The organism is Blastopirellula sp. J2-11 (genome assembly GCF_024584705.1).
In the GTDB taxonomy this organism is placed as follows: Bacteria; Planctomycetota; Planctomycetia; order Pirellulales; family Pirellulaceae; genus Blastopirellula.
On sequence record NZ_CP097384.1, the window covers coordinates 1,081,373 to 1,100,906 of the forward strand.

The following is a 19,534-nucleotide window of genomic DNA, read 5'->3' on the forward strand; positions in this document are numbered from 1 at the left end:
AGATGAATGCCATTGCATTTGCGCGTTAAGCCGTGATAATCATGCCCTCTCCGCCGTAGACTGCTGCTGGACAGCAGGTAGTACCTATCCCGCCTATTTTCCCGCCTCGAAGGTCTTCCCATGAAACGTTCTGCTTTTACGCTCGTCGAGTTGTTGGTGGTGATCGCGATCATCGGGGTCTTGATCGCGCTCCTCTTGCCTGCCGTTCAGCAAGCCCGAGAAGCGGCGCGGCGGATGCAATGTACGAACAAGCTAAAACAAATCGGTTTGGCGCTGCACAACTACCATGACACTTTCGGCGCGTTGCCGGCGCGTCAGGGGGGAACCACCGGCGCATCGGGCGAATATTACGTCCATAACGCGTCGCGTCTCAGCGGCTGGGTTTCGCTATTGTCGTTTCTCGAAGAAGGAAACTTGTACGACCAAATCAAGTCGCCGCAAACCTTCAATGGCCACGATTGGAATCCTTACGGCGGCGCTCCGTGGTACAGCGATTACACGCTCTGGCATACGAAGATCGACGCGCTGCGCTGTCCTTCGGATGGCGCCGACAGCGACTTCGATACCGAACTGGGTTTTTGCAATTTCGCGTTTTCGATCGGGGATACGCCGCGGCGGTCGCACAATCCCGTGTCGAACGGCATGTTTGGAGCGCTCAGTTGGTTCAAATTCAGTGCCGTGACCGATGGGCTCAGCAATACGCTGGCCGTGGCTGAGCGGACCGTGGGAGTCGACACGAACAAGATTATCGGCGGTGGGTTGGTTCTAGCGGCCGACGCTTGGCCAGGTTCCGTAACCAATTCCAATGACAATCAGGTGACGCCTGCGGTTTGCGCCGCGAAAGCTGGCGCCGGCAAACGATATTTGCCGGGGCTAACGACCAAAAATTATCTGGGGCGACGTTGGAGCGATGGCGCCAATCCGTATGGCGGATCGATCACGACCATTTTGCCCCCCAACTCGCCGTCTTGTTTTTCGGACTCTACATGGGACGGTTCGGCGGCCATTATGACCCCCAACAGTTTTCATCCTGGCGGAGCGAATGGGCTGCTCGGCGACGGCTCGGTTCATTTCTATACAGAGACGATCGACACTGGAAATCTTTCGACCATCCCCACCGGCAGCGGTCCTTCTCCTTTCGGAGTGTGGGGCGCTATCGGAACCAAGAGCGGCGGTGAAGTGAGTACTTCGCTCTAGCCGACCGTCACTTGCGTTGGGTTGGCGTTACCTCCCTTGCCTTTGCTGCGGTGACCGACTATCGCCGCAGTCTCGCCTGCGATCGCTACTGCGGCCGCGTTTTACTTTCGAGGAACTTGATTCATGCGATCCATGATTTACGTGGCGGCGAGCGCCGCGATGATTTTGACAGGATGTAGCAGCAACTTGCTCCCCGGAGGCGTCGAGGGCAGAGGAATCGTCTTGCTGGACGGCGTTCCATTGGAAGGCGCGACGGTGATTTTTTCACCGACTGGCGAAGGCCGCTCCGCGAATGGAATGACCAACGAGTTGGGCGAATTCTCGCTAGGAACCATTGAGCCGGCCGACGGAATCCTGCCGGGCGACTACCAAGTCGCGATCATCAAATCGATGGTCGATCCGAACAAAGTAATCGTCGATCCGCTGGCGGTCCAAGAGAAGACCGGCCAATTTCCCCCCTCGCCGCCGAACATTCATATCGTGCCGCGCAAGTTCGCCAATCCCGAAAGGTCAGGTTTGGCGGCGACGATTTCGAACGAGGGATCGCACGATCTGAAGTTTGAGATTGCGACGAAGTAGCCTCATGACAGGGTCGATGGATCGGAAAACGAAAAAAGCCCCAAGGCGACGCCGGGGCTTTTTTGATGGGGGAGGAGAATTGTTATGCCGTTAGTGAGCCGCTAGCGCCGGACGAATCTTCTGGCTGACCGCTTCGACAATCTCGGCCGGATCCAGCGGCTTGCGGAACCAAGCGTCGAATTGATCTTCGGGATCGTTTCCGTCGTCTGCAAATTGCTTCGGATCGCTGCCGGTGACGGCAAAAACTTTCAGCTTGCCCATCCGAGGGTCATTTCGCAAGACGCGCAATGTGGCTGGTCCGTCGAACCGCGGCATGCTGAGGTCGAGCAGCACGTAGTCAGGCAGGTCGTTCAGCGCCAGATATTCGAGCGCCGCCTGGCCATCTTTGGCGACGGAGACGTTGAAGCCGTACATCCGCAGCAGGCCTGCGAGCAACTCACGTTCGTTGTCGTCATCTTCGACTACGAGTAGATTGCGCGACTTGTCGCTTGATTTGCCGCGTTGGATTGAGGCGCGGCCTTGGCCGACTTCGGCGTCAAGATCTTTCAGTTCCGCCAGCAGTCGTTGCAGCGTATTGGTCGCTTCGACGGTCATTCCGGCGTCAATCTGCTTGCTGCAAAGATGCAGACCCAGATTGAGCGTGTTCAGGCGATTGCGAAACTGATGGCTCCCTAGCAAGGGAGAAGCCTTGCGTTGCATTTCTTCCAGCTCTTCTTCGCTGCAAGCGTCAGGACGCATGATCGATACCTCTTTGGGAGCATCGATACCGATCTTCACCATTTTTCCCCGAATCTGCAGCAACTCGACGGTGATCGCAAGATTGGGGAAAACGATCTTTTCTTTAGCGCGGCGAGAAAGGACTAACATGAGAGGTCTCCATACCAGGGCCGCAATCATGCGGCGGTCAATCATCCTGTGAGGGCCGCTCACGCAAGAGAGCGTTCACCCTGCGGCAACCCGGCTCATTCCTTAAGCCTGATCGCGGATCAATCCTGGCGTGGATATCCATGTCACACGCAACTTCTGAGAATGTTCAATGTAGGATCTGATGCGGTTTTCCGGCAATAGGGAAATACTACGCATTTCTTTCCGCATTGCTGCTTGGCGAATTGACCTGCGCGGGTTTATAAAGTTGCGATGCCGTCCGAGGATTCGTATCGGCGTCTCATCCGCAATTCAGCTTAAGGGAGTGCTAGCATGCGAAATGTTTTGGTGGAGCATTTTCGCGGTTACATTTTCGCCATCGCCGCAACGGCGGCCGCGCTGTGGGTCAGGTCGCTGCTTGACCCGGTGCTGCAAGAGCGGCTTCCCTTCGGCGTCTTCTATCTATCGGTGATCATCAGCGCTTGGCTTGGGGGCACGCATGCCGCCGCTGTCGCCATGGTGTTGGGAACTTTGGCCGCTGCTCATTTTATCATTCCGCCGGCCTCCAGTTTGTGGATCACCGAGCCTGCGGACTGGGTCTCTTTGTTGATCTATGCGATTGTCGGTTGCGTTACGATTGTGACGTTTGAAAAGACGCGTTGCGATCAACGCAACGCGGAGCAACGTTCGACCGAAAACCAGGCGCTGACCGAAACGCTGAAGAAGTCGGACCTGCAAAAAGATGAGTACCTGGCGCTGTTGGCCCATGAACTGCGCAATCCGCTGGCTCCGATCGCGACCAGCGTTGACCTGATGGCTCGTTGTCGTGATGACGGTCGCCGCTTTGATGCGCTCCGCCGCGCCGTTCAGCGTCAGTTGTCGCAATTGGTCCGTATCGTTGACGATTTGCTCGACGTATCCCGTTATTTACAGGGAAAGATGCGGCTGGTGCGCGATCCGTTTGATTTTCGAGAAGCGATTGGCGCCGCGGTCGAAATGTTGCAGCCGCAAATCGACGAGCGAGAACATGACGTTCGACTATTGATTCCGGACGAACCGATCGGCGTCAATGGAGATCGTGTTCGCTTAGTCCAGGTCGTCTCTAATTTGCTGAGCAACTCGGCGAAATACACGCCTCGTCGGGGTCGCATCTGTATTGATCTGCGAACCGAAAACGGGGTCGCGATTCTCGCCGTGTCGGACAACGGCGTCGGCATTGCGGAAGGGGATCGCGCTCGCATTTTTGAAGCGTTCGCCCAAGTCGATTCTTCGCATACTCGCGACCATGGCGGGCTCGGTCTAGGATTGGCCCTGGTGCGACAATTGTGCGAGTTGCATAACGGAACGGTCGACGCAATCAGCCGAGGTCCCGGCAAGGGGAGCCGCTTTGAGGTTCGTCTGCCGCTGGTCGAATTGCCGACGCCGGCTATTCGCGTGGTCAAAAGTCGCGAGTTGGTCGATCTTGCTTCGACATCGGTCATGATCGTCGACGACAATCGAGATGCGGCCGAGACGTTGTCGATGTTATTGACCTTCGAGGGGATGAAGATCACCGTCGCCTATGATGGACCGATGGCGCTCGATTTGCTGCGACGCCAGAAGCCGCAGTTCATCTTGCTCGATATCGGTCTTCCCGGAATGGACGGATATGAAGTGGCTCGGCGCATTCGCGCCGATCAGCGGCAAGACGGGGTGAAGATTATCGCATTGACCGGCTGGGGCGGACCCGAGGATCGTCGCCGCAGCAAAGAGGCTGGCTTCGATGACCACGTCGTCAAACCGGTCGATCCCGGCAGTTTGGTCGCGCTGCTGCGTGACGTACAGCCGCAATCGGCTTAACTCATTTGCCGGCATCCCCTTGCCGCGATTGCGGCGGGGGTCGATAACTACGGTTTGTCGTCACTCGTCCTTGTTCGCCGCTCTTGCTTGCTATGACCGATCTTCTGCGCCAGGAAATCGCCGCGACCGCCGATCTGATCGTTGTGAAGGTCGGAACGCGCGTTCTGACCGCGCCGGATGGAACGCTCAATCGCGAGCGAATCGCCCAGTTTGCCGAAGAAATGAGCCGTTTGCTCGACTCAGGACGCAAGATGGTGCTGGTTTCTAGCGGAGCGGTCGGCGCCGGAATGGATCGCTTGAAGCTCAAGCAGCGGCCGACTGATCTGGCTCGCTTGCAAGCGGTCGCCGCGGTCGGTCAGGCTCGCTTGATTGAAGCATACGATCAAACGTTGGCCGTGCATGGCCGCCATGGCGCCCAGGTCTTGCTGACGGCCGAAGACCTTGACCATCGTGTCCGGTATCTTAATATCCGCAACACGCTCGTATCGCTGCTCGAGTTTGGCGTGCTGCCGATCATCAACGAGAACGATACCGTCGCCGTTGACGAGTTAATGACCACCTTTGGCGATAACGATCGTCTAGCGGCCCGCGTCACCAATCTGCTGCGAGCGCCGCTGTTGGTGATCTTGTCCGATGTCGCCGGTTTGTACGATCGCTCGCCCGATGATCCGCAGGCCCAGGTCATTCCGGTCGTGCACAAATTTGACGACCAGTTAATGTCGTTCGTCCGCGACAAAAAGACAGGCCTCTCAAAAGGGGGCATGGCCAGCAAGTTAGAAGCGGCTCGGCTGGTGACGACGGCCGGCGAGAACGTGATCATCGCGTCTGGGCGCGATCCGCAGGCGATCACCAAAATCGTCGCCGGCGAAACGATCGGCACCCTCTTCTTGCCGCAAGGGAAAACGGTCTCGCCGCGGAAGCGTTGGATCGGTTTCTCGGTCGAACCACGGGGACGCATCATCGTCGACGACGGAGCGAAGCGCGCCGTCGAAGAATCAGGACGCAGTCTGTTGGCGATCGGCGTAGTTGGCGTCGAAGGAGACTTTGAAAAAGGGGACATCGTCCGCGTTTGCGGATCGGATGGATCGGAGATCGCTCGCGGCCTAATCAACTATTCGGCCGCCGAAGTGGCCCGCATTCGCGGCATGCAAAGCGACAAGATCAGTGACATCTTGGGGCATTGTCCCTACGTCGAACTGATCCATCGCGACAATCTAACGCTCAGCCGCGCCGCGAAGTAGTAGTCGGTATTCTCGCCTTGCGAAATACCGACGCCTAAGCCCGCCGCGCGAGTGATGAAGTCGCACAGCGAGCTGGTGTTTGATCGGCAGCTTGAATCCCTATTCGCTCATCTCGATATCGAACGAATTGTCACCTTCGCGCACCTCGAACTTGAGGCCGCTTTTGTTCGGATCGCGGTACTTGGCGGGGATATCTTTCGAGACCACGCGGACGATCAGTTGCCGGGGATCCTCCGGCGGCGGTTGGGATGGCGGCAGTATGGTCACGGTGTAGCTGCCGGTTCGGATCGGCGTTTGCGTGACGTAATTTCCGTCCGCATCCAGCGCTTCCGAGATGCCGCTTCCCAATTCGCCTGAGTAAAAAGTGATATCGCCGTTGGTGACTGGTTTCCCTTCGTAGGTGACCCGGCCTTGGACGACGCCGACTGGTGGTCCAGAAGTGGCGTTACAGCCGGATGCGCCGAAGTAAGTCGAGGCGACAAGCAGAATGCAGGGGATGATATCCCTGCAGGTTCTGGTGAAAATAGCGTTTTTCATATTGATGTACCTGAAAGCTGATTGAAGGCGTAAGCGAAGAGCGAGAGTAACTCTGCAGTTGGGCTAGAGCGGTTTCCTGCTAGCTGACCCATTTTGATTTTCCAACGATTGAACGTGTAGACGGTGCTGCGCGGCACGTATCGACATCAACCGCACGGCGTTAGCCGCGGTTTTTGTCTCCAATTTTCCGTCGACAAAGAGTTCCTGTCAGAAACCGCGGCTAACGCCGTGCGGCTGATTTTGGGGGAGAAGCTAGACGACAGGGGACTCTTTGTTCAGCTTACTGAAAAGCGCTCTAGAAAGGTCCAATCACGAGTCCGTCGTCACGAACGCACAGCTGGCGAAGCGTGAGGAAATCAAGCGTCTCCCCGACAAATCGGACCGAACCATCGGTCAGCAAAACTTGAATTCCACCGGGGTGATACGATGTAAGAATCGTATTGCCGGAGTATGCCGAGTTTGATCTCGGAATCAAGTCGCCGCCTGATTGGCCGGTCTTCGTATTAATCGCGAACGCTACCGACGTGATTCCAGAAATGTGATGCGCACCGGTTTTTGTGACAACGTCTCCACTGCTGGACCAGCCGCGCCAGCCGCCATGGTAGTTGGCTCGATAGTCGCTGTTGCCGACTGGGGCCGATTGCTCGGAGACCATAATCGTATTGGTTGTCCCATCGGTAGCGTCGCGGAACTTTAACTTCTTATTGGGCACCAGCATCCCGGTATTGCAATAGACGCCGTAATCGGCGCCGGTCGAGCAGACGTCGTCCCGATCGGCCGGATCGGGAAAAGCGCCGCTGACTCCGACATAATCATGCGTTTGAAGTCGATCATAGTTGCACATGTTGCCGCCAGGCTCGTTGGTCGGCAGTGCGCTGGAAGGACAGCTGTAGGCCGGAATTGCCAAGTCGATCAAAATGAGATTGGAGTCGTACGCTTGCTGACCATAAGTGCTGCTCGAGTTGCAGCCGGAATGCATCGCTCCATCGGGATCAACCTGATCGAAAAGCGACTTTTGCTCCAGACCCGGTAAGAGCTGAAACCGCCAGTTAGGACGCTGCGAATTCGGAGCTCCATCGGGAAAGGCCAGATAGGTGTCGTGATGCGTATGCATCGCCAAACCTTGTTGCTTCAGGTTGTTACTGCATTGCATCCGCCGAGCCGCTTCGCGAGCTTGTTGCACAGCCGGCAAAAGGAGCGCGATCAAAACGCCGATAATTGCGATCACAACCAACAGTTCCACGAGCGTAAAACCGTTGCGAGAAAATCTTTGAATAGACATGCCCAGCCCTTTTTAAGTGAGGAAGAAGCCGAGATCAGCGAGAAAGCGGAATGACTGATGTGCAATCTCACGCCTTGGCGACTTAAAGTCAAAAAACTACGAAAACTTTGCTAATATATCGTGATATCATGCGATGTTAAGAAAATTCTGTTCGCAATTGACGTACCAGGGGGCGATGCAGGCGAAATTTAGACGATGAGATCAGGCGAGATGAAAATTAAAGCAGAAATGACTAGCCTAAGATCATCCATTGGCAGGGATTATTGATCCCTTGATTCCCTTACGAATTCGCGGCAGACGGTGACCTAGCTTGCGATAAATTTTTTTAAGGGTGCATCATCGATAGGCAACTGCAGAAACCGACTCCCTTGCGATTGCGTAAAAATAAGGCGGTTCAAGAGAAGAGCTTTGAACGGTGAGAAAAGCGCAGGGGCCCCGAATCCGTCGACTAGATTGAGTCCCGGATCTTTTGGCGACATGCGCAGATACTGGGTTGCGACCCGATCGGCGGATCAGTCTCCCGTTCCATGCGCAGCAAGATGCGAAGAGAAATGCCCAGCCTGTTTGCTCTAGCGATCATTGATCAGCGGGAGCGGAATGTCATCGGGACGCGTGGTCGGCGATGGTTTGGCGCTGGGGATATCGCGGCGCAGCTTGAGCTCTTGCGGCGATCGATCGGCCGGCGCGGCGAGCGGCTTGGTGCTTTGTTTGGGGGGACCGAGCAGCGTTAGTTTGACCGTATTCCAGAAGCCTCCCAGCGAACCGAAGGTCGCGTCGACGGCGCTCGGTTCGTAGCCGCTGTGAACCATGCAGTCAGCGCACTTGGGATTGCCGCTGGCGCAGCCGTAGTTTTCCCACTGTGTCGTCGCCATCAATTCAGCAAACGTTTCGCAGTAGCCTTCGTCCATCAGATAGCAAGGCTTCTGCCAACCGAACAAATTGTAGGTTGGATTTCCCCACGGCGTACACTCCAACTGATAGTTCCCTTTGAGGAACTCCAAAAAGAGCGGGCTTTGATTGAAACGCCAGTTTCTCGCGTTGTCGAGCAACTGGCGAAACAACGACTTCGTTTCGTTTCGCGCCAGGAAGTGATCCTGGTCAGGCGCTTTCTCGTAGCGATAGCCGGGAGAGATCATCATTCCCTCGACGCCCAGTTCCATCATGTCGTCAAAAAAGTCGCGAATCCGCTCGGGATGGACGCCGTCGTAAATGGTGGTGTTGGTCGTCACGCGAAAGCCCCCGTCAATCGCCGCTTTGATGGCGCTGGCGGCGATGTCGTACGTTCCGTCGCGGCAGACGGCGGCGTCATGCTCTTCGCGCGGACCATCCATGTGAACTGAGAACGACAAGTACTTGCTAGGCGTAAAGCTTGGCAGCGCCGCTTCTAACTTCAATGCGTTGGTGCAGAGGTAAATGTACTTTTTGCGGGCGACTAGACCGTCGACAATCTCGTTGATTTGCGGGTGAAGCAGCGGTTCGCCGCCGGGGATCGAAACGATCGGCGCTCCGCATTCGTCCACCGCGCGGAAGCATTGCTCCGGCGTCAGATGGCGACGAAGCGTTTCGACCGGATGCTGAATCTTGCCGCAACCAGCGCAAGCCAGATTACAGCGAAAGAGAGGTTCGAGCATCAAAACCAGCGGATAGCGCCGACGCCCTGAGAGGCGCTTCTTCAGCACGTAACTGGCCACAGTCCACATTTGCGAGACGGGTACGCCCATGTCGATTCCTAACTTCGCGCGGTTGCGCGGTTCCACTCGGCCAAGGCCAAGAGGGGAAAATAGATCGGGTAATAGTGATACTTCAGATAGAAGACGCGGGGGAAACCGGTTCCCGTGAACTCGATTTCGTCCCAGGCTCCATCTCCGCGCTGCGTATCCATCAGATACTGCACGCCGTGAATAACTTCAGGCAAGTTGGCGCCGCCGGCGGCGATGATTCCTAGCAGCGCCCAAGCGGTTTGCGAAGCGGTTGGGCTCCCTTGTCCGCGTAGCGACGGGTCTTCGTACGTTTCGCACGATTCGCCCCAACCGCCGCAGGCTTGTTGATGCGCGAGCAACCAGAGCTTCCCTTGTTCGATCGCGGGATCGTTGGCCGGCACGCCGACAGCCCGCAGACCGACCAGGCACTGCCAAGTGCCATAGATGTAGTTGACGCCCCAGCGGCCGAACCACGAGCCGTCTGAGAGTTGATTGGCCCGAATGTAAGCGACGGCGCGACGAACCGTATCGCCCAGCTTGCCGGGGGATTCGATCGTGACGCCGAGTCGACCAAACGATTCGATCACGCGGGCCGAAAGATCGGGAGTGCTAGGATCGATCATCGCGTTGTGATCGGCGAACGGCACATGGCAGAGGAACTCGGCGTCGTTGTTCTTGTCGAACGCGCCCCAACCGCCATCTTTGTTTTGCATCGCGACCATCCACGCGACGGCGCGACGCGTCGCTGCGGCCGCTTGTTCCATCATCGCGGCGGAGGAGCTGGCGAGTTGCTCGGTAATGCCGCGACCGCCGACAACGACCGAAGTATTGGCCAACGTGTCGCCGGGGTGGACTTCTAGCGTGATGTTGGCGGCGGCCAATTGATCAGCCAGCGCCATGATCCCCATCGACGTATCGTCGTTGTCAGGATAGAACGCGTTTTCATACTCGAAGAACCAGCCTCCTGGTTCGCAGTCGACGTTATTGGTCCAGTCGCCGTGGACGCGAACCTCTTTCGACAGCAACCATTCGACGCCGCGGCAGGTTGGCTCTTGGGCGAGTCCCATTCCGGCGGCGGCCAAAGCTCGAAGCGAGATCGACGTATCCCAGACCGGCGATTTACACGGTTGCAGCTTGGTCGTCTCGCCGTCTTCGAGCACCAGACGCTCCAGATGATCCAGGCAATACTGAACCTCTTGGCTGTCTTCGGCGTAGCCGAGCGTTCGCAGCGCGATGGCGCTCCAGACGATCGGCGGAAAGATTGCGCCGGGACCGTCGCTTTGCTGAAAGCGGTCGAGCATCCACTGCTTGGCTTGGCGCACCGCTCGTTTGCGCAGCGGACGTAGGCCATACTTTTCGAGCAGTTTCAGTCCGCTATCGGCGGTGCGGAAGAAACGATCCCAGCTGAACAGCCCGGGAGATTTTTCTAGACCTGGACAACGGAGCTCGGGCCAATCTTGCGGCTTGCGAATGAAAAGTTCGTGGATCGACACGTCTTCAACAATGTCGCGGGCCGCTCGATGAGCCCAGACGATCGACAGCGGCACAAAGATCGTTCGTGACCACGAGCTGATTCGATAGATGTTGATCGGCGACCAGTTGGGCAGCAAGACCATCTCGGGTGGAACGGCTGGGCAAAGCTCGAACGGAATCTGACCGAGCAGCGCCAGATAGAACCGCGTAAAGCTGTTGACCTTGTCGGCGCCGCCGGCTTCGAGAATCGCGTTGCGAGCGCGGACCATATACTCGGCCGACGCGTCATGGCCGGTCAGTTTCAGCGCGAAGTAGGCTTTTACGCTGGAGCCGACATCAATCGGCGCGCCGGGAAATTGCGTCCAGGCGCCGTTGGGCTCTTGTTGTTTCAGCAGATGGGCGGCGCAGCGCCGAGCGATTTCGGTTCGCTCTTTGCCAAGCCAGGCGAGCAACAGAATGTACTCGCTTTGCAGGATCGAGTCTCCCTCGAGCTCGGCGCACCAATGACCGTCCGCATGTTGGTGTGAGAGGAGCCAATCGCAGGTCGAAGCTGCTGCCGCGCGGGCTTTCGCGCGCAGGTCGACAGCGTATTGTGAGATGCGATTGCTCGCCGTGGGGGAGGCGCCTTCCATGCAATCCTTCCTTACGTCGACGGAAACAAGTTAGAAGCGATCCTACGCGTTCTAACGAATCATCAAGGTAGGCGAGCCAGGCCATTCTGGCAAGAGCGACGGGTTAGCCGAAGGTTAAGGAATGACCTCGTAAAATTCGCCCCACGCCGCCTGCGGCTGATTTTCGTCGTCCGAAGAGGGCGGGGGAACGGGGCGAAGGACGTTTTGGGCGACCAGTTCGGCGATAAACTCGGGGGTCACCAACTCGGCGAAGCCGTAGTTGCCGGGGCTGCGAAAACGGGCAATTTCGTTCCAGTTTACGTAGACATGGCTGACTTTGCGGGCATGCAAGATCTCCTTTCGCTGGGCTGCGGTTTTGTCTTTCAGCCAAACGAGGGGAGAGCTGTCGAAGCAAGTGTGATAGTGGATCGGCGTCTGCATATAGAAGACGTCCGCTTTTCCTTCCACAATCGCGCAGTGATCAGGCGGAACCAGTGCTGCGAGCAACGGGACATCGGGGCCGGCGTTGGCCTCTTTTAGCAATTGATAATCGGTGAAGTAATAGGTGGGCGCCAGAAACGAGTTTTGCCAGTTAATCCAAAAAAAACAGAAGAGTAGCCCCATGGCGGCGATCGTGTTGCACGCGACTCGCCAGCCAGTCTCCCAAAATCGTGCGGCGCCATAACCGGCGAGCAACGCGACAACCGGCGCCAAGGGGATCAAAAAGCGATCGTACCGATGCGTGAACAGCCACCAAACAGCGAAGTAGTAAACCGCGTAGAGAGCCAATCGCCAGACCGCGGCGTCGGCCAGCGACCAATCGGATTCGTCCTCAGGGAATGACCGCGGCGACCAACGTGCGACGGAAAAGACCGCGATCGCCGCCAGCGCCAACGGCGTCAGCGCCACGTTGGTCCATTCGCTGGCATAGGCGACTTTTTTTAGCCCGTTGATCAGCAAGCTAGGCGTGAAGCTGTGCCCAGCGGCGTCGGTCGGAACGCGATGTGCGGCGCGCCACTGGGCGATTTGTGCGGGTGAGCGAATCGAATCGGCGAAGACCGATCCCGCCAACGGATAGACCGGGTTGCCGGTGTAGACGATGTTTTTGATCAGCCACGGCGCAAATAGCAACGTTACGCCGATCGTAAATGCGATGGCCGACTTGAAGTTCAGCCGGCCTCCTTCCAGCGAAATCCAAATGGCCAGCGGCATCACCAAGAGCGGCAGGGCCGGATACTTGCAGGCTGTCGCCATACCGGCCAGCAATCCGGCCAACAGGGCGCGTCGCGGAAGCTGTGCTGAGGTTACGTCGTTGCTGCTGCGTTTCGCTTGAAACCAGAGGATCGCGGCAAAGATCGCCGTCAACGAGTAAAAGGCCCAAACGCCGTCGACCAGGCCATAGACGGCGACAAAGACGATCCAGGGAGTTCCGACGACGACGACGGCAGCAATTTGACCAGCGTACGCTCCGGCGATGCGTTTCGCGGCGCAGTAAGCGGCAAGCGCGGTTAGCGGCGCAAACATGCTGATTAGCGTCTTGCCGACCAGCGCGCCAAAGAACCAAGCTTGATCGCTGGGCCACAGCGTCATCGGCAAGAGCGCAAACATCTCGGCGCCCATCGGCAGCCCGCTGTAGGCGTTGTAAGACTCCACGGCGATCCGGCCGCTTGCGAGCCATTCAGTCGGCAGTCGTAGGTGATACTCCAATACGTCGTATTCGTAAGGAGGCATCATCCCACCTAATAAAGTGCAAATAACGATCGGCGCCGCCGCGGCGATCCAGGGCCAGGGCCAAGGGATTGGCTCACGCTTGGGCGATTCTTCGCTGCTCAACCGACGTTGTTGATACCAATCAAATGCTCCCCATCCGGCGAACAAAAGGAGCGGAGCGAGGATTAACAGGGGATAGTGAAGTAAACCAGAAAAGCCAATGAGAAACGTCCAGAGCGAAACGGCCGCCATGCCGAGAGCCGTCGAAAGGACGAACGTCTCCAATCGCGACAAGATCGCCGACAAACCTATTCTGGTCAGCAGAAATCGACCGATGAGCGTTGCGACTACAAGGATGACGCTCGCCGACAGCAGCACCGGCGTCCGCTGGGTAAGGAAGGGAAGGGGATCGACCAGCAGATCGGCCCAAGTCGCTAAGACTGACGAGAAGTTGCCCAGAATGGTGAACAGCACGGTTAGGCGGTTAGCCGGTTCTTGGTGATAGACCGGCAGCGGCGTTTGGAAATAGAGGAGCAAGTAGCCGAAGCTCAGCAGCGCCAACAGCGCTGCTGGGACAAATCGCCGCAGATCGTGGAGGGGGGGGGGCGCTTCTGATGCGTCAGGAGACGAGGAAGCGTTTCGCTCGCGGCGAGATTTTTTCGACATGCGACTACGCGTCCTGCTCTTGTTGCTTCAGGTGATCGAGCAGCGCGGCGCCGCGGGGAGAAATTCGATAGCCCGGCGTCAGGCTTTCCGTCAGTCCCAATTGCTTGAGCTTGCGGATGTTGACTTTGAGCCATTCTTTATCGAGCCGCAGCAAGTCGGCCAGTTCGCCGGCTTTGGTCTTGGGTTGGCGATCAATCATCGTCAGCACCCGCTCGGTCCAGGGGCCCTGTTTCGACGCGGCGTCATATCTTCCCAATTTTTTTAGCAACAGGGCCAAGTCTTCAACGGACAGGTCGTCATCGCGCCGCAGAGCGATCCGGGGATCTTCGCCAGCCAGGCGAAACCGAATCCGATAGAGCGGAGCGTCACGCTGCGTCATGAGATTGGCCCGCAAGTCGGCCAGCGAGTCAAAGCCGGCCTGGGCCGCTTGACGGTGGTTGATTTGCTGGGGTTGGATCAGTTTTACTTCCTCAATTGCCAGCACGCCGATCGCCGTGGTGAGCGTCCCACCCACTTTGACGGTGGGCCGTTTCCAGCGACGAAAAGCGAGGGTCACCTTGCCGGCGGCGATTCGTTCAAGGATATGTTGTTTGAAAAGCACGAAAAATCCAGGGGGAAGTCACCGCTGACTTCGAGCGGAACATGAACTAAGATATCTAAATCGTATAAAATCGATTTTACCTCCATCAGCCCGTCGCCGTTAGACCAAGCCTCTCCAATCATGTCGAATCAAGCCCGTCTCGCAGGTATTTTTACTCCCAATATTGTCCCGCTGGATGCTCGCGGAGATATCAACGAGCCGGAACTGCGGCGCTACGTCGATTGGCTGATCGAACGCGGCGTGCATGGGCTCTACCCCAATGGATCGACCGGCGAGTTCCTTCGCTTTACTGCCGAAGAACGACGACGGATCATCGAGATCATGGCCGATCAGACCGCTGGTCGCGTGCCGATCTTGGCCGGCGCCGCCGAGGCGAACGTCCGTGAAACGATCAAAGCCTGCGAAAATTATTATGAGTATGGCTGCCGCGCCGTCGCGATTGTGTCGCCATTTTACTACAAACTGAGCCCGGCCGGCGTTTACGCCTACTTCAAAGAGATCGGTGACAACACGCCGATCGACGTCACGCTCTACAACATTCCGATGTTCGCGTCGCCGATCGATGTGCCGACGGTGCAACGTTTGGCCGAAGAGTGCCCGCGGGTGATTGCGATCAAAGATTCGTCAGGCGATTTGCCTCACATGATGCGCATGATTGCGGCCGTTCGCCCGCTGCGTCCTGATTTTGGTTTTATGACCGGTTGGGACGCCGCGCTGATGCCGATGATGTTGATCGGTTGCGACGGCGGAACCAATGCGACCAGCGGCGTCGTGCCGGAAATTACCCGCAAGCTGTATGACCTGACCAAAGCCGGACGCTTGGAGGAAGCTTGCGATTTGCAGTACCGACTGCTCAAACTGTTTGATGCGATGCTCTACAACAGTGAATTTCCGGAAGGTTTTCGCGCGGCGCTGGCGCTGCGTGGATTTCAACCAGGGCAAGGGCGTCAGCCGCAGTCGGACAGTCAGCTCTTGGCAATTGATGAACTGAAACGCGAACTGCAATGTTTGTTGGCGGCCGAAGGCTACGTCGACGAACCAGTCGGCGGTTGTGCTATCAAAGAAGAAGTCGACTCGGACGAAGTGGCCCGCATTGTGCAAAACGTCGTCGGCGAACTAAAGCGTCGCGGATTGGCGTAAGCGTCGCAGCGTTCGATAAGAAACAAAAAGAAGCGTGCGGGAGAGCTTTCTCTGGCACGCTTCTTTGCTTTTTTCATCTGCTTTATTTCGGTAGTTTCAGCCCGGGAATATCAAGCTCCAGCGGCTGGTCGGGCTGCAAGTCGACTTCCAGCGGCGTCGTTTTGCTGCTGGCGTACTTTTTGGGCAAGACGACCGGCGAACCGACCGACTCGACAGTGAACCGGTACTTGCCGGGCTCCAACTGCAGTGGCCCCACCGCCGCCGGCTGAACCAATTCAAACGAACCATCGGCGGCTGTAACGCCAAAACCGAGCGGCTTGTCGGCTGCATCGGACCGATAGACGTTTACTTGCATCTCGCCAAGCGGATTTCCGCTGGTTAGGAGCGTGCCGGAAGTTCCGCCGGTGACCGGCTTCGGACCGCAACCAACGCTGAGCGGCAGCAAAAATGCGGACAAGGTCAGGATTAGATTCAAGCGGTTCATTGAGGTGCGACCTCCGGCGTATGCAAATTTCGTAATCCAAGCCAACCGCGGATGCTGGGGATGCGACGCAGCAAAAGACGTTCGGCCAGGCAAACGGCTAAAAGTGAAGCGCCGAACAGAGGGAGATAAATCGCCAGGCCAAGGACGATCGCGATCAATCCAATCGACAGCCGAGGTGCGGCGCCAACGCTAGGAGCGCCCAAGACGCCGCGATCGCGCCGTCGCCACCACAAGATGACGCCGCTAGCGCTAAGCAGGATGAGCCCGCTGGTCGTGATGACTCCTAGCAGTTGATTGGGCCAACCAAACAGTTGGCCTTCGTGCAACGCGATGCCGACGCCTACGACTTGATCGATCGCGTGACGATCGGCAAAGTCTTTTCGGCTGGTCACTTCGCCGCTCTCGCCGTTCATCGTCAAATCAACACGATAGGGACGATTTTGCGTCATTGACTGCACCTTCCAGTCAGCGGAGCCGCCACGCGGCGGCGAGATAATGACAGGCGCAGGTAAGTGAAGTGTTTGGACTGAAGCGACGATTGGATCAATCGACTTGAAATCCAGCGGCGGTTTCTTCTCGATTGACGGCTCTTTTCGAGAGCGACTGATCTGCCAATCCTGGCGTGCGATGGCCGTTCCGGTCCACTGTCGTGCGGTGCGGAAGTAGTTTCCCCAAAAGCTGGACCAAGGGAGGCCGGAGAGAATCAACACGATCGCGAACCCAGAGATCCAGATTCCTGAGACGCTGTGGATGTCGCGCCAGAAGATTTTCTTGCCGCTGGTCAATCGCGGAAAGAGGACTCCTCCAAATCCGCTCCATTTGCGGGGCCACCACAGGTAGAGACCGGTGAAGATTAAGACGATGGTCCAGCAAGCGGTCAGTTCGACTAGGTACGAGCCGCGGCTACCAAGAAACAACTCTCCATGCAATCGGCGCACGATCGCAATGAAACGATCCGCCTCTGGCGTTTGATGCAGCAATTGTCCACTGGCTGGATCGACATAGCAGCGAATCCGTTCACCTTGTTGCGTGACCAAGATCCGAGTCGCCATACTGTCCGCCGACGGCAACTCTAGCGAATGGAACTTGGAGCCTGGCAAAGCCGACAGCGTCGTTTCGATTTGCGTCGAAATCGGCTGTGCATTTTCGGTGACCGCTAATTGATCGAATGGTCGGTCAAGCCAAGCTTCGATTTGCGGCTTGAACAAATAGATCGTGCCGCTGATCGACAGCACGAGCAAAACGGGAATGCAAAATAGGCCTGCATAAAAGTGCCAACGCCATACGGCGCGGTAGTCAGGCCAAGGCCGCTTAGGCGGCGCTTCACGAGTATTCATAGTTCGATGATTGTTTGAGGGGGGGAATGGATCGATGCGGGCGCAAAGCGAGCCGGCGCGCTTCCGTCACGAAGCGCGCTAGCCGCAATTTGCGAGCAGGCGAATGGGTTCGCCTAGAATTCGTCGAGAACTTCGCCGCCGTTGGTGCTATGCAGCCCGCGGTGCGTTGTCAGGTCGATCGTGTTGGGGAGGAAACGAACCGATCCGTCGCCGAGCGTGACATTCGCGCCGCCGGGGTGGAAACTGCGCGGTGCGAAGTAGCCGGTCCAATGCGTCACGATGTCAGGAATACGGCTGTTGGGCGTATGAAACCCGTTGGTGAGCGAGTTAATCGCTCCGCAAAACGCCCATGACATCCCACGTCCGCGGATCGCCGAACTTTCGCCGCCGCGCCAAGAAGTAAAATCGGTCCAGAAGCTGGAGAGATCCGGATTGAAGATCACGCCGTCGCCGTTGGTATAGCCGCTCCAGCTTCCACCGGAAGCGGTCATTCCCTGGCCCGGCTGCGAGCCCGAGTCAACGCCGGAAGATCCGTTCAGCGTGAACTGATAGGGAAAAGGAGGCGTCTCCCCAGCGGCGAGCGTCATATCGGGACCGACGCTGCGGACCGTTTCGCTGATCACGACCGTGTTGGATGTTCCATCGGTCATGTCCCGAAAACCAACGGCCGAATTCTCGTAAACGATACCGTCGGTCTTCTTCTTTAAATCATAGTTGGTCCCGGTTCCGCTGCCGAAACTGACCATGTAGTTGTTGCCCCCGTAGGTGTATCCGTTCGCCGTGGTTTGCGACGGCGCCGGATCACTGGGACAGAGAAACAATTCTAGCGGAGTTTCAAATGCGGTGACGAACGCCGGAGATGGCGATTTGCCGCTCCAACCTCCGGTGAATGCAGCTTGCGAGAAATCAAGTTGGTCTTGCAGGTTGCCCTGTTCGACAAAAGGAAGCAGGCGGGCTTGTACTGAAAAATCGACATCGACTGTTCCCATCATGGGAAAGACCGTAAACGTCGATTCGTAGTTGTGCAGCCCCAGTCCCAACTGCTTTAGGTTGTTGGTGCAAGACATGCGTCTTGCCGCTTCGCGGGCCTGTTGCACGGCCGGCAATAGCAATGCGATCAAAACGCCGATGATGGCGATCACCACCAGCAATTCGACCAAGGTAAAAGCGTGACGTATTTTCATGTTGATTAAATTCAAATATTTGAGTTGCGATTTTTAGAAAGCGTATGCGCAGCGATTTGCGCAAGCAGATCCGGCGATAGAAGAGTTCGTCTTCGTTGGATCCAACGAATTTCGTACTACGCCGCAATTGCATCCGGCGGCGGACTTACCGGCGTTGTGAAGATCGACGCGGGCGCCAAGTCCAAGGCCAAGAGATAGCCAGAGAATTCAAGTCGCGGACTCCATGAAGGAGAGACCGTTTCGACAACCGAGCTAGAGAAGATCGCAAACAATTCAGGCAAACCGCCGCAACGCGAGACCGTAAAGAACGGGCCTTTATAGGGCTGTGGTTGGGCGGGGGTAGTTTTCGTTTCGCAACAGCTGCCGATTTTAGGCGTACTGCACGAGACGTCGCTCTTCGTTTCGCAGCAACTGTTTGTCTTGGCCGCACAGCAGGCAGCGACCTGCTGCGTTTCACTGCAATTGGCCGCCGTGATCACCGCCGCTTCTTGCAGCAATCGGGCAATGACATTCTTGGGCGGCGTGACTCCGTTGGCTTTTGCCCAAGCAAGCCGTTCTGTGGCCGTGTTGCAGCAGCAGTTGTTCCAGCAAGTATAAGCGTCACGACAACCGCACGATCCCCCTTGGCAGGGAAATGGGATCGAGAGGTCCCGCAACACCGTTCCGTGAAAACGAACGCCGAACGACAGGAAGATAATGTTGGCGATCAGCAGGATCGAAATGAGGTTGCGCTGGCGCACGACAAGGCTGCTGCAAGCAAGTCGCAGTATCCGTTGGCCGCGTTGAGCGAGGCCTGGCATCACCGCTTCATTCCTCCAATCCGAATAATTGATTGAGATTAACTGCTGAAAGCAATGCTGGCAACTGCGGCGAATTGTCGCAGGGGTTGCTGAAAACCGAGGCGTTAAAGTCCGCCCCAACCTGCCTTGGGCCCGTAGAGAACCCGATTAATTGCCTGATGACGGTCGCTAGCAAAGCACGGATTTGGGGAAAGAATCCGAAATTGCGGGTTTGATGGAGCAGATATGCCACATTTGCCGAAAAGACATTCGAGGGAAACTGTTTCTACCGGAAGACCTTGCGCATTGC

Annotated in this window: 16 protein-coding genes; 5 read left to right on the forward strand and 11 right to left on the reverse strand. The window is 57.1% G+C overall.

Annotated features, from left to right (window positions below):
* Positions 1-120: 120 nt before the first annotated feature.
* The gene (locus M4951_RS04590; RefSeq protein WP_262025300.1) at positions 121-1,197 is read left to right on the forward strand and encodes a DUF1559 domain-containing protein; all 1,077 of its coding nucleotides are present in this window, start codon (positions 121-123) and stop codon (positions 1,195-1,197) included.
* 123 nt (positions 1,198-1,320) lie between these two features.
* The gene (locus M4951_RS04595) at positions 1,321-1,776 is read left to right on the forward strand and encodes a carboxypeptidase-like regulatory domain-containing protein (RefSeq protein ID WP_262025301.1); all 456 of its coding nucleotides are present in this window, start codon (positions 1,321-1,323) and stop codon (positions 1,774-1,776) included.
* 90 nt (positions 1,777-1,866) lie between these two features.
* Here M4951_RS04595 and M4951_RS04600 read toward each other — a convergent pair whose 3' ends face one another.
* Positions 1,867-2,643, reverse strand: coding sequence for a response regulator (locus M4951_RS04600; RefSeq protein ID WP_262025302.1), 777 nt, complete (start codon positions 2,641-2,643; stop codon positions 1,867-1,869).
* A gap of 330 nt (positions 2,644-2,973) precedes the next feature.
* Here M4951_RS04600 and M4951_RS04605 point away from each other — a divergent pair, with 330 nt between their 5' ends.
* Both M4951_RS04605 and proB read left to right on the forward strand, forming a co-directional pair.
* Positions 2,974-4,479 carry an ATP-binding protein gene (locus M4951_RS04605; RefSeq protein WP_262025303.1) on the forward strand — a complete coding sequence of 502 codons (1,506 nt, stop codon included), beginning with the start codon at positions 2,974-2,976 and terminating at the stop codon, positions 4,477-4,479.
* A gap of 92 nt (positions 4,480-4,571) precedes the next feature.
* Entirely contained in the window at positions 4,572-5,720 is a 1,149-nt protein-coding gene (gene proB / locus M4951_RS04610; RefSeq protein ID WP_262025304.1) for a glutamate 5-kinase, read from the forward strand.
* A 99-nt stretch (positions 5,721-5,819) separates the two neighbouring features.
* On the opposite strand, the gene M4951_RS04615 is transcribed toward proB, so the two are convergent.
* The 6 genes from M4951_RS04615 to M4951_RS04640 form a co-directional block, all read right to left on the reverse strand.
* Entirely contained in the window at positions 5,820-6,257 is a 438-nt protein-coding gene (locus M4951_RS04615; RefSeq protein ID WP_262025305.1) for a hypothetical protein, read from the reverse strand.
* Positions 6,258-6,552: 295 nt separating this feature from the next.
* Positions 6,553-7,539, reverse strand: coding sequence for a DUF1559 domain-containing protein (locus tag M4951_RS04620; RefSeq protein WP_262025306.1), 987 nt, complete (start codon positions 7,537-7,539; stop codon positions 6,553-6,555).
* A gap of 569 nt (positions 7,540-8,108) precedes the next feature.
* A complete protein-coding gene (gene hpnH, locus M4951_RS04625) occupies positions 8,109-9,260 on the reverse strand; it encodes an adenosyl-hopene transferase HpnH (protein WP_262025307.1) in 1,152 nt (383 codons plus the stop codon).
* 8 nt (positions 9,261-9,268) lie between these two features.
* On the reverse strand, positions 9,269-11,344 hold the full coding sequence (locus M4951_RS04630) for a prenyltransferase/squalene oxidase repeat-containing protein (protein WP_262025308.1): 2,076 nt from the start codon (positions 11,342-11,344) through the stop codon (positions 9,269-9,271).
* Positions 11,345-11,458: 114 nt separating this feature from the next.
* Entirely contained in the window at positions 11,459-13,699 is a 2,241-nt protein-coding gene (locus tag M4951_RS04635; RefSeq protein WP_262025309.1) for a glycosyltransferase family 39 protein, read from the reverse strand.
* A gap of 4 nt (positions 13,700-13,703) precedes the next feature.
* On the reverse strand, positions 13,704-14,300 hold the full coding sequence (locus M4951_RS04640; RefSeq protein ID WP_262025310.1) for a hypothetical protein: 597 nt from the start codon (positions 14,298-14,300) through the stop codon (positions 13,704-13,706).
* A gap of 120 nt (positions 14,301-14,420) precedes the next feature.
* On the opposite strand from M4951_RS04640, the gene M4951_RS04645 reads away from it, so the two are divergent.
* The gene (locus M4951_RS04645) at positions 14,421-15,440 is read left to right on the forward strand and encodes a dihydrodipicolinate synthase family protein (protein ID WP_262025311.1); all 1,020 of its coding nucleotides are present in this window, start codon (positions 14,421-14,423) and stop codon (positions 15,438-15,440) included.
* A gap of 82 nt (positions 15,441-15,522) precedes the next feature.
* Here the strand turns inward: M4951_RS04645 and M4951_RS04650 are convergent, their stop codons facing one another.
* The 4 genes from M4951_RS04650 to M4951_RS04665 form a co-directional block, all read right to left on the reverse strand.
* Entirely contained in the window at positions 15,523-15,924 is a 402-nt protein-coding gene (locus tag M4951_RS04650) for a carboxypeptidase-like regulatory domain-containing protein (RefSeq protein WP_262025312.1), read from the reverse strand.
* Positions 15,921-17,261: a PepSY-associated TM helix domain-containing protein gene (locus tag M4951_RS04655; RefSeq protein WP_262025313.1), complete on the reverse strand. Its 1,341-nt coding sequence runs from the start codon at positions 17,259-17,261 to the stop codon at positions 15,921-15,923. Before M4951_RS04655 ends, M4951_RS04650 begins: the two co-directional genes overlap by 4 nt.
* A 113-nt stretch (positions 17,262-17,374) precedes the next feature.
* Entirely contained in the window at positions 17,375-18,445 is a 1,071-nt protein-coding gene (locus M4951_RS04660; protein WP_262025314.1) for a DUF1559 domain-containing protein, read from the reverse strand.
* Between the two features lie 116 nt (positions 18,446-18,561).
* Positions 18,562-19,245: a hypothetical protein gene (locus tag M4951_RS04665; protein WP_262025315.1), complete on the reverse strand. Its 684-nt coding sequence runs from the start codon at positions 19,243-19,245 to the stop codon at positions 18,562-18,564.
* Positions 19,246-19,534: the final 289 nt, after the last annotated feature.

Coding starts and splice junctions, on each gene's coding strand:
- M4951_RS04630 (WP_262025308.1), bottom strand. CDS start 11,344: ATGGAAGGCGCCTCCCCCACGGCGAGCAATCGCATCTCACAATACGCT.
- M4951_RS04635 (WP_262025309.1), bottom strand. CDS start 13,699: ATGTCGAAAAAATCTCGCCGCGAGCGAAACGCTTCCTCGTCTCCTGAC.
- M4951_RS04590 (WP_262025300.1), top strand. CDS start 121: ATGAAACGTTCTGCTTTTACGCTCGTCGAGTTGTTGGTGGTGATCGCG.
- M4951_RS04595 (WP_262025301.1), top strand. CDS start 1,321: ATGCGATCCATGATTTACGTGGCGGCGAGCGCCGCGATGATTTTGACA.
- proB (WP_262025304.1), top strand. CDS start 4,572: ATGACCGATCTTCTGCGCCAGGAAATCGCCGCGACCGCCGATCTGATC.
- M4951_RS04650 (WP_262025312.1), bottom strand. CDS start 15,924: ATGAACCGCTTGAATCTAATCCTGACCTTGTCCGCATTTTTGCTGCCG.
- M4951_RS04645 (WP_262025311.1), top strand. CDS start 14,421: ATGTCGAATCAAGCCCGTCTCGCAGGTATTTTTACTCCCAATATTGTC.
- M4951_RS04655 (WP_262025313.1), bottom strand. CDS start 17,261: ATGAATACTCGTGAAGCGCCGCCTAAGCGGCCTTGGCCTGACTACCGC.
- M4951_RS04660 (WP_262025314.1), bottom strand. CDS start 18,445: ATGAAAATACGTCACGCTTTTACCTTGGTCGAATTGCTGGTGGTGATC.
- M4951_RS04620 (WP_262025306.1), bottom strand. CDS start 7,539: ATGTCTATTCAAAGATTTTCTCGCAACGGTTTTACGCTCGTGGAACTG.
- M4951_RS04600 (WP_262025302.1), bottom strand. CDS start 2,643: ATGTTAGTCCTTTCTCGCCGCGCTAAAGAAAAGATCGTTTTCCCCAAT.
- M4951_RS04665 (WP_262025315.1), bottom strand. CDS start 19,245: ATGCCAGGCCTCGCTCAACGCGGCCAACGGATACTGCGACTTGCTTGC.
- M4951_RS04605 (WP_262025303.1), top strand. CDS start 2,974: ATGCGAAATGTTTTGGTGGAGCATTTTCGCGGTTACATTTTCGCCATC.
- M4951_RS04615 (WP_262025305.1), bottom strand. CDS start 6,257: ATGAAAAACGCTATTTTCACCAGAACCTGCAGGGATATCATCCCCTGC.
- hpnH (WP_262025307.1), bottom strand. CDS start 9,260: ATGGGCGTACCCGTCTCGCAAATGTGGACTGTGGCCAGTTACGTGCTG.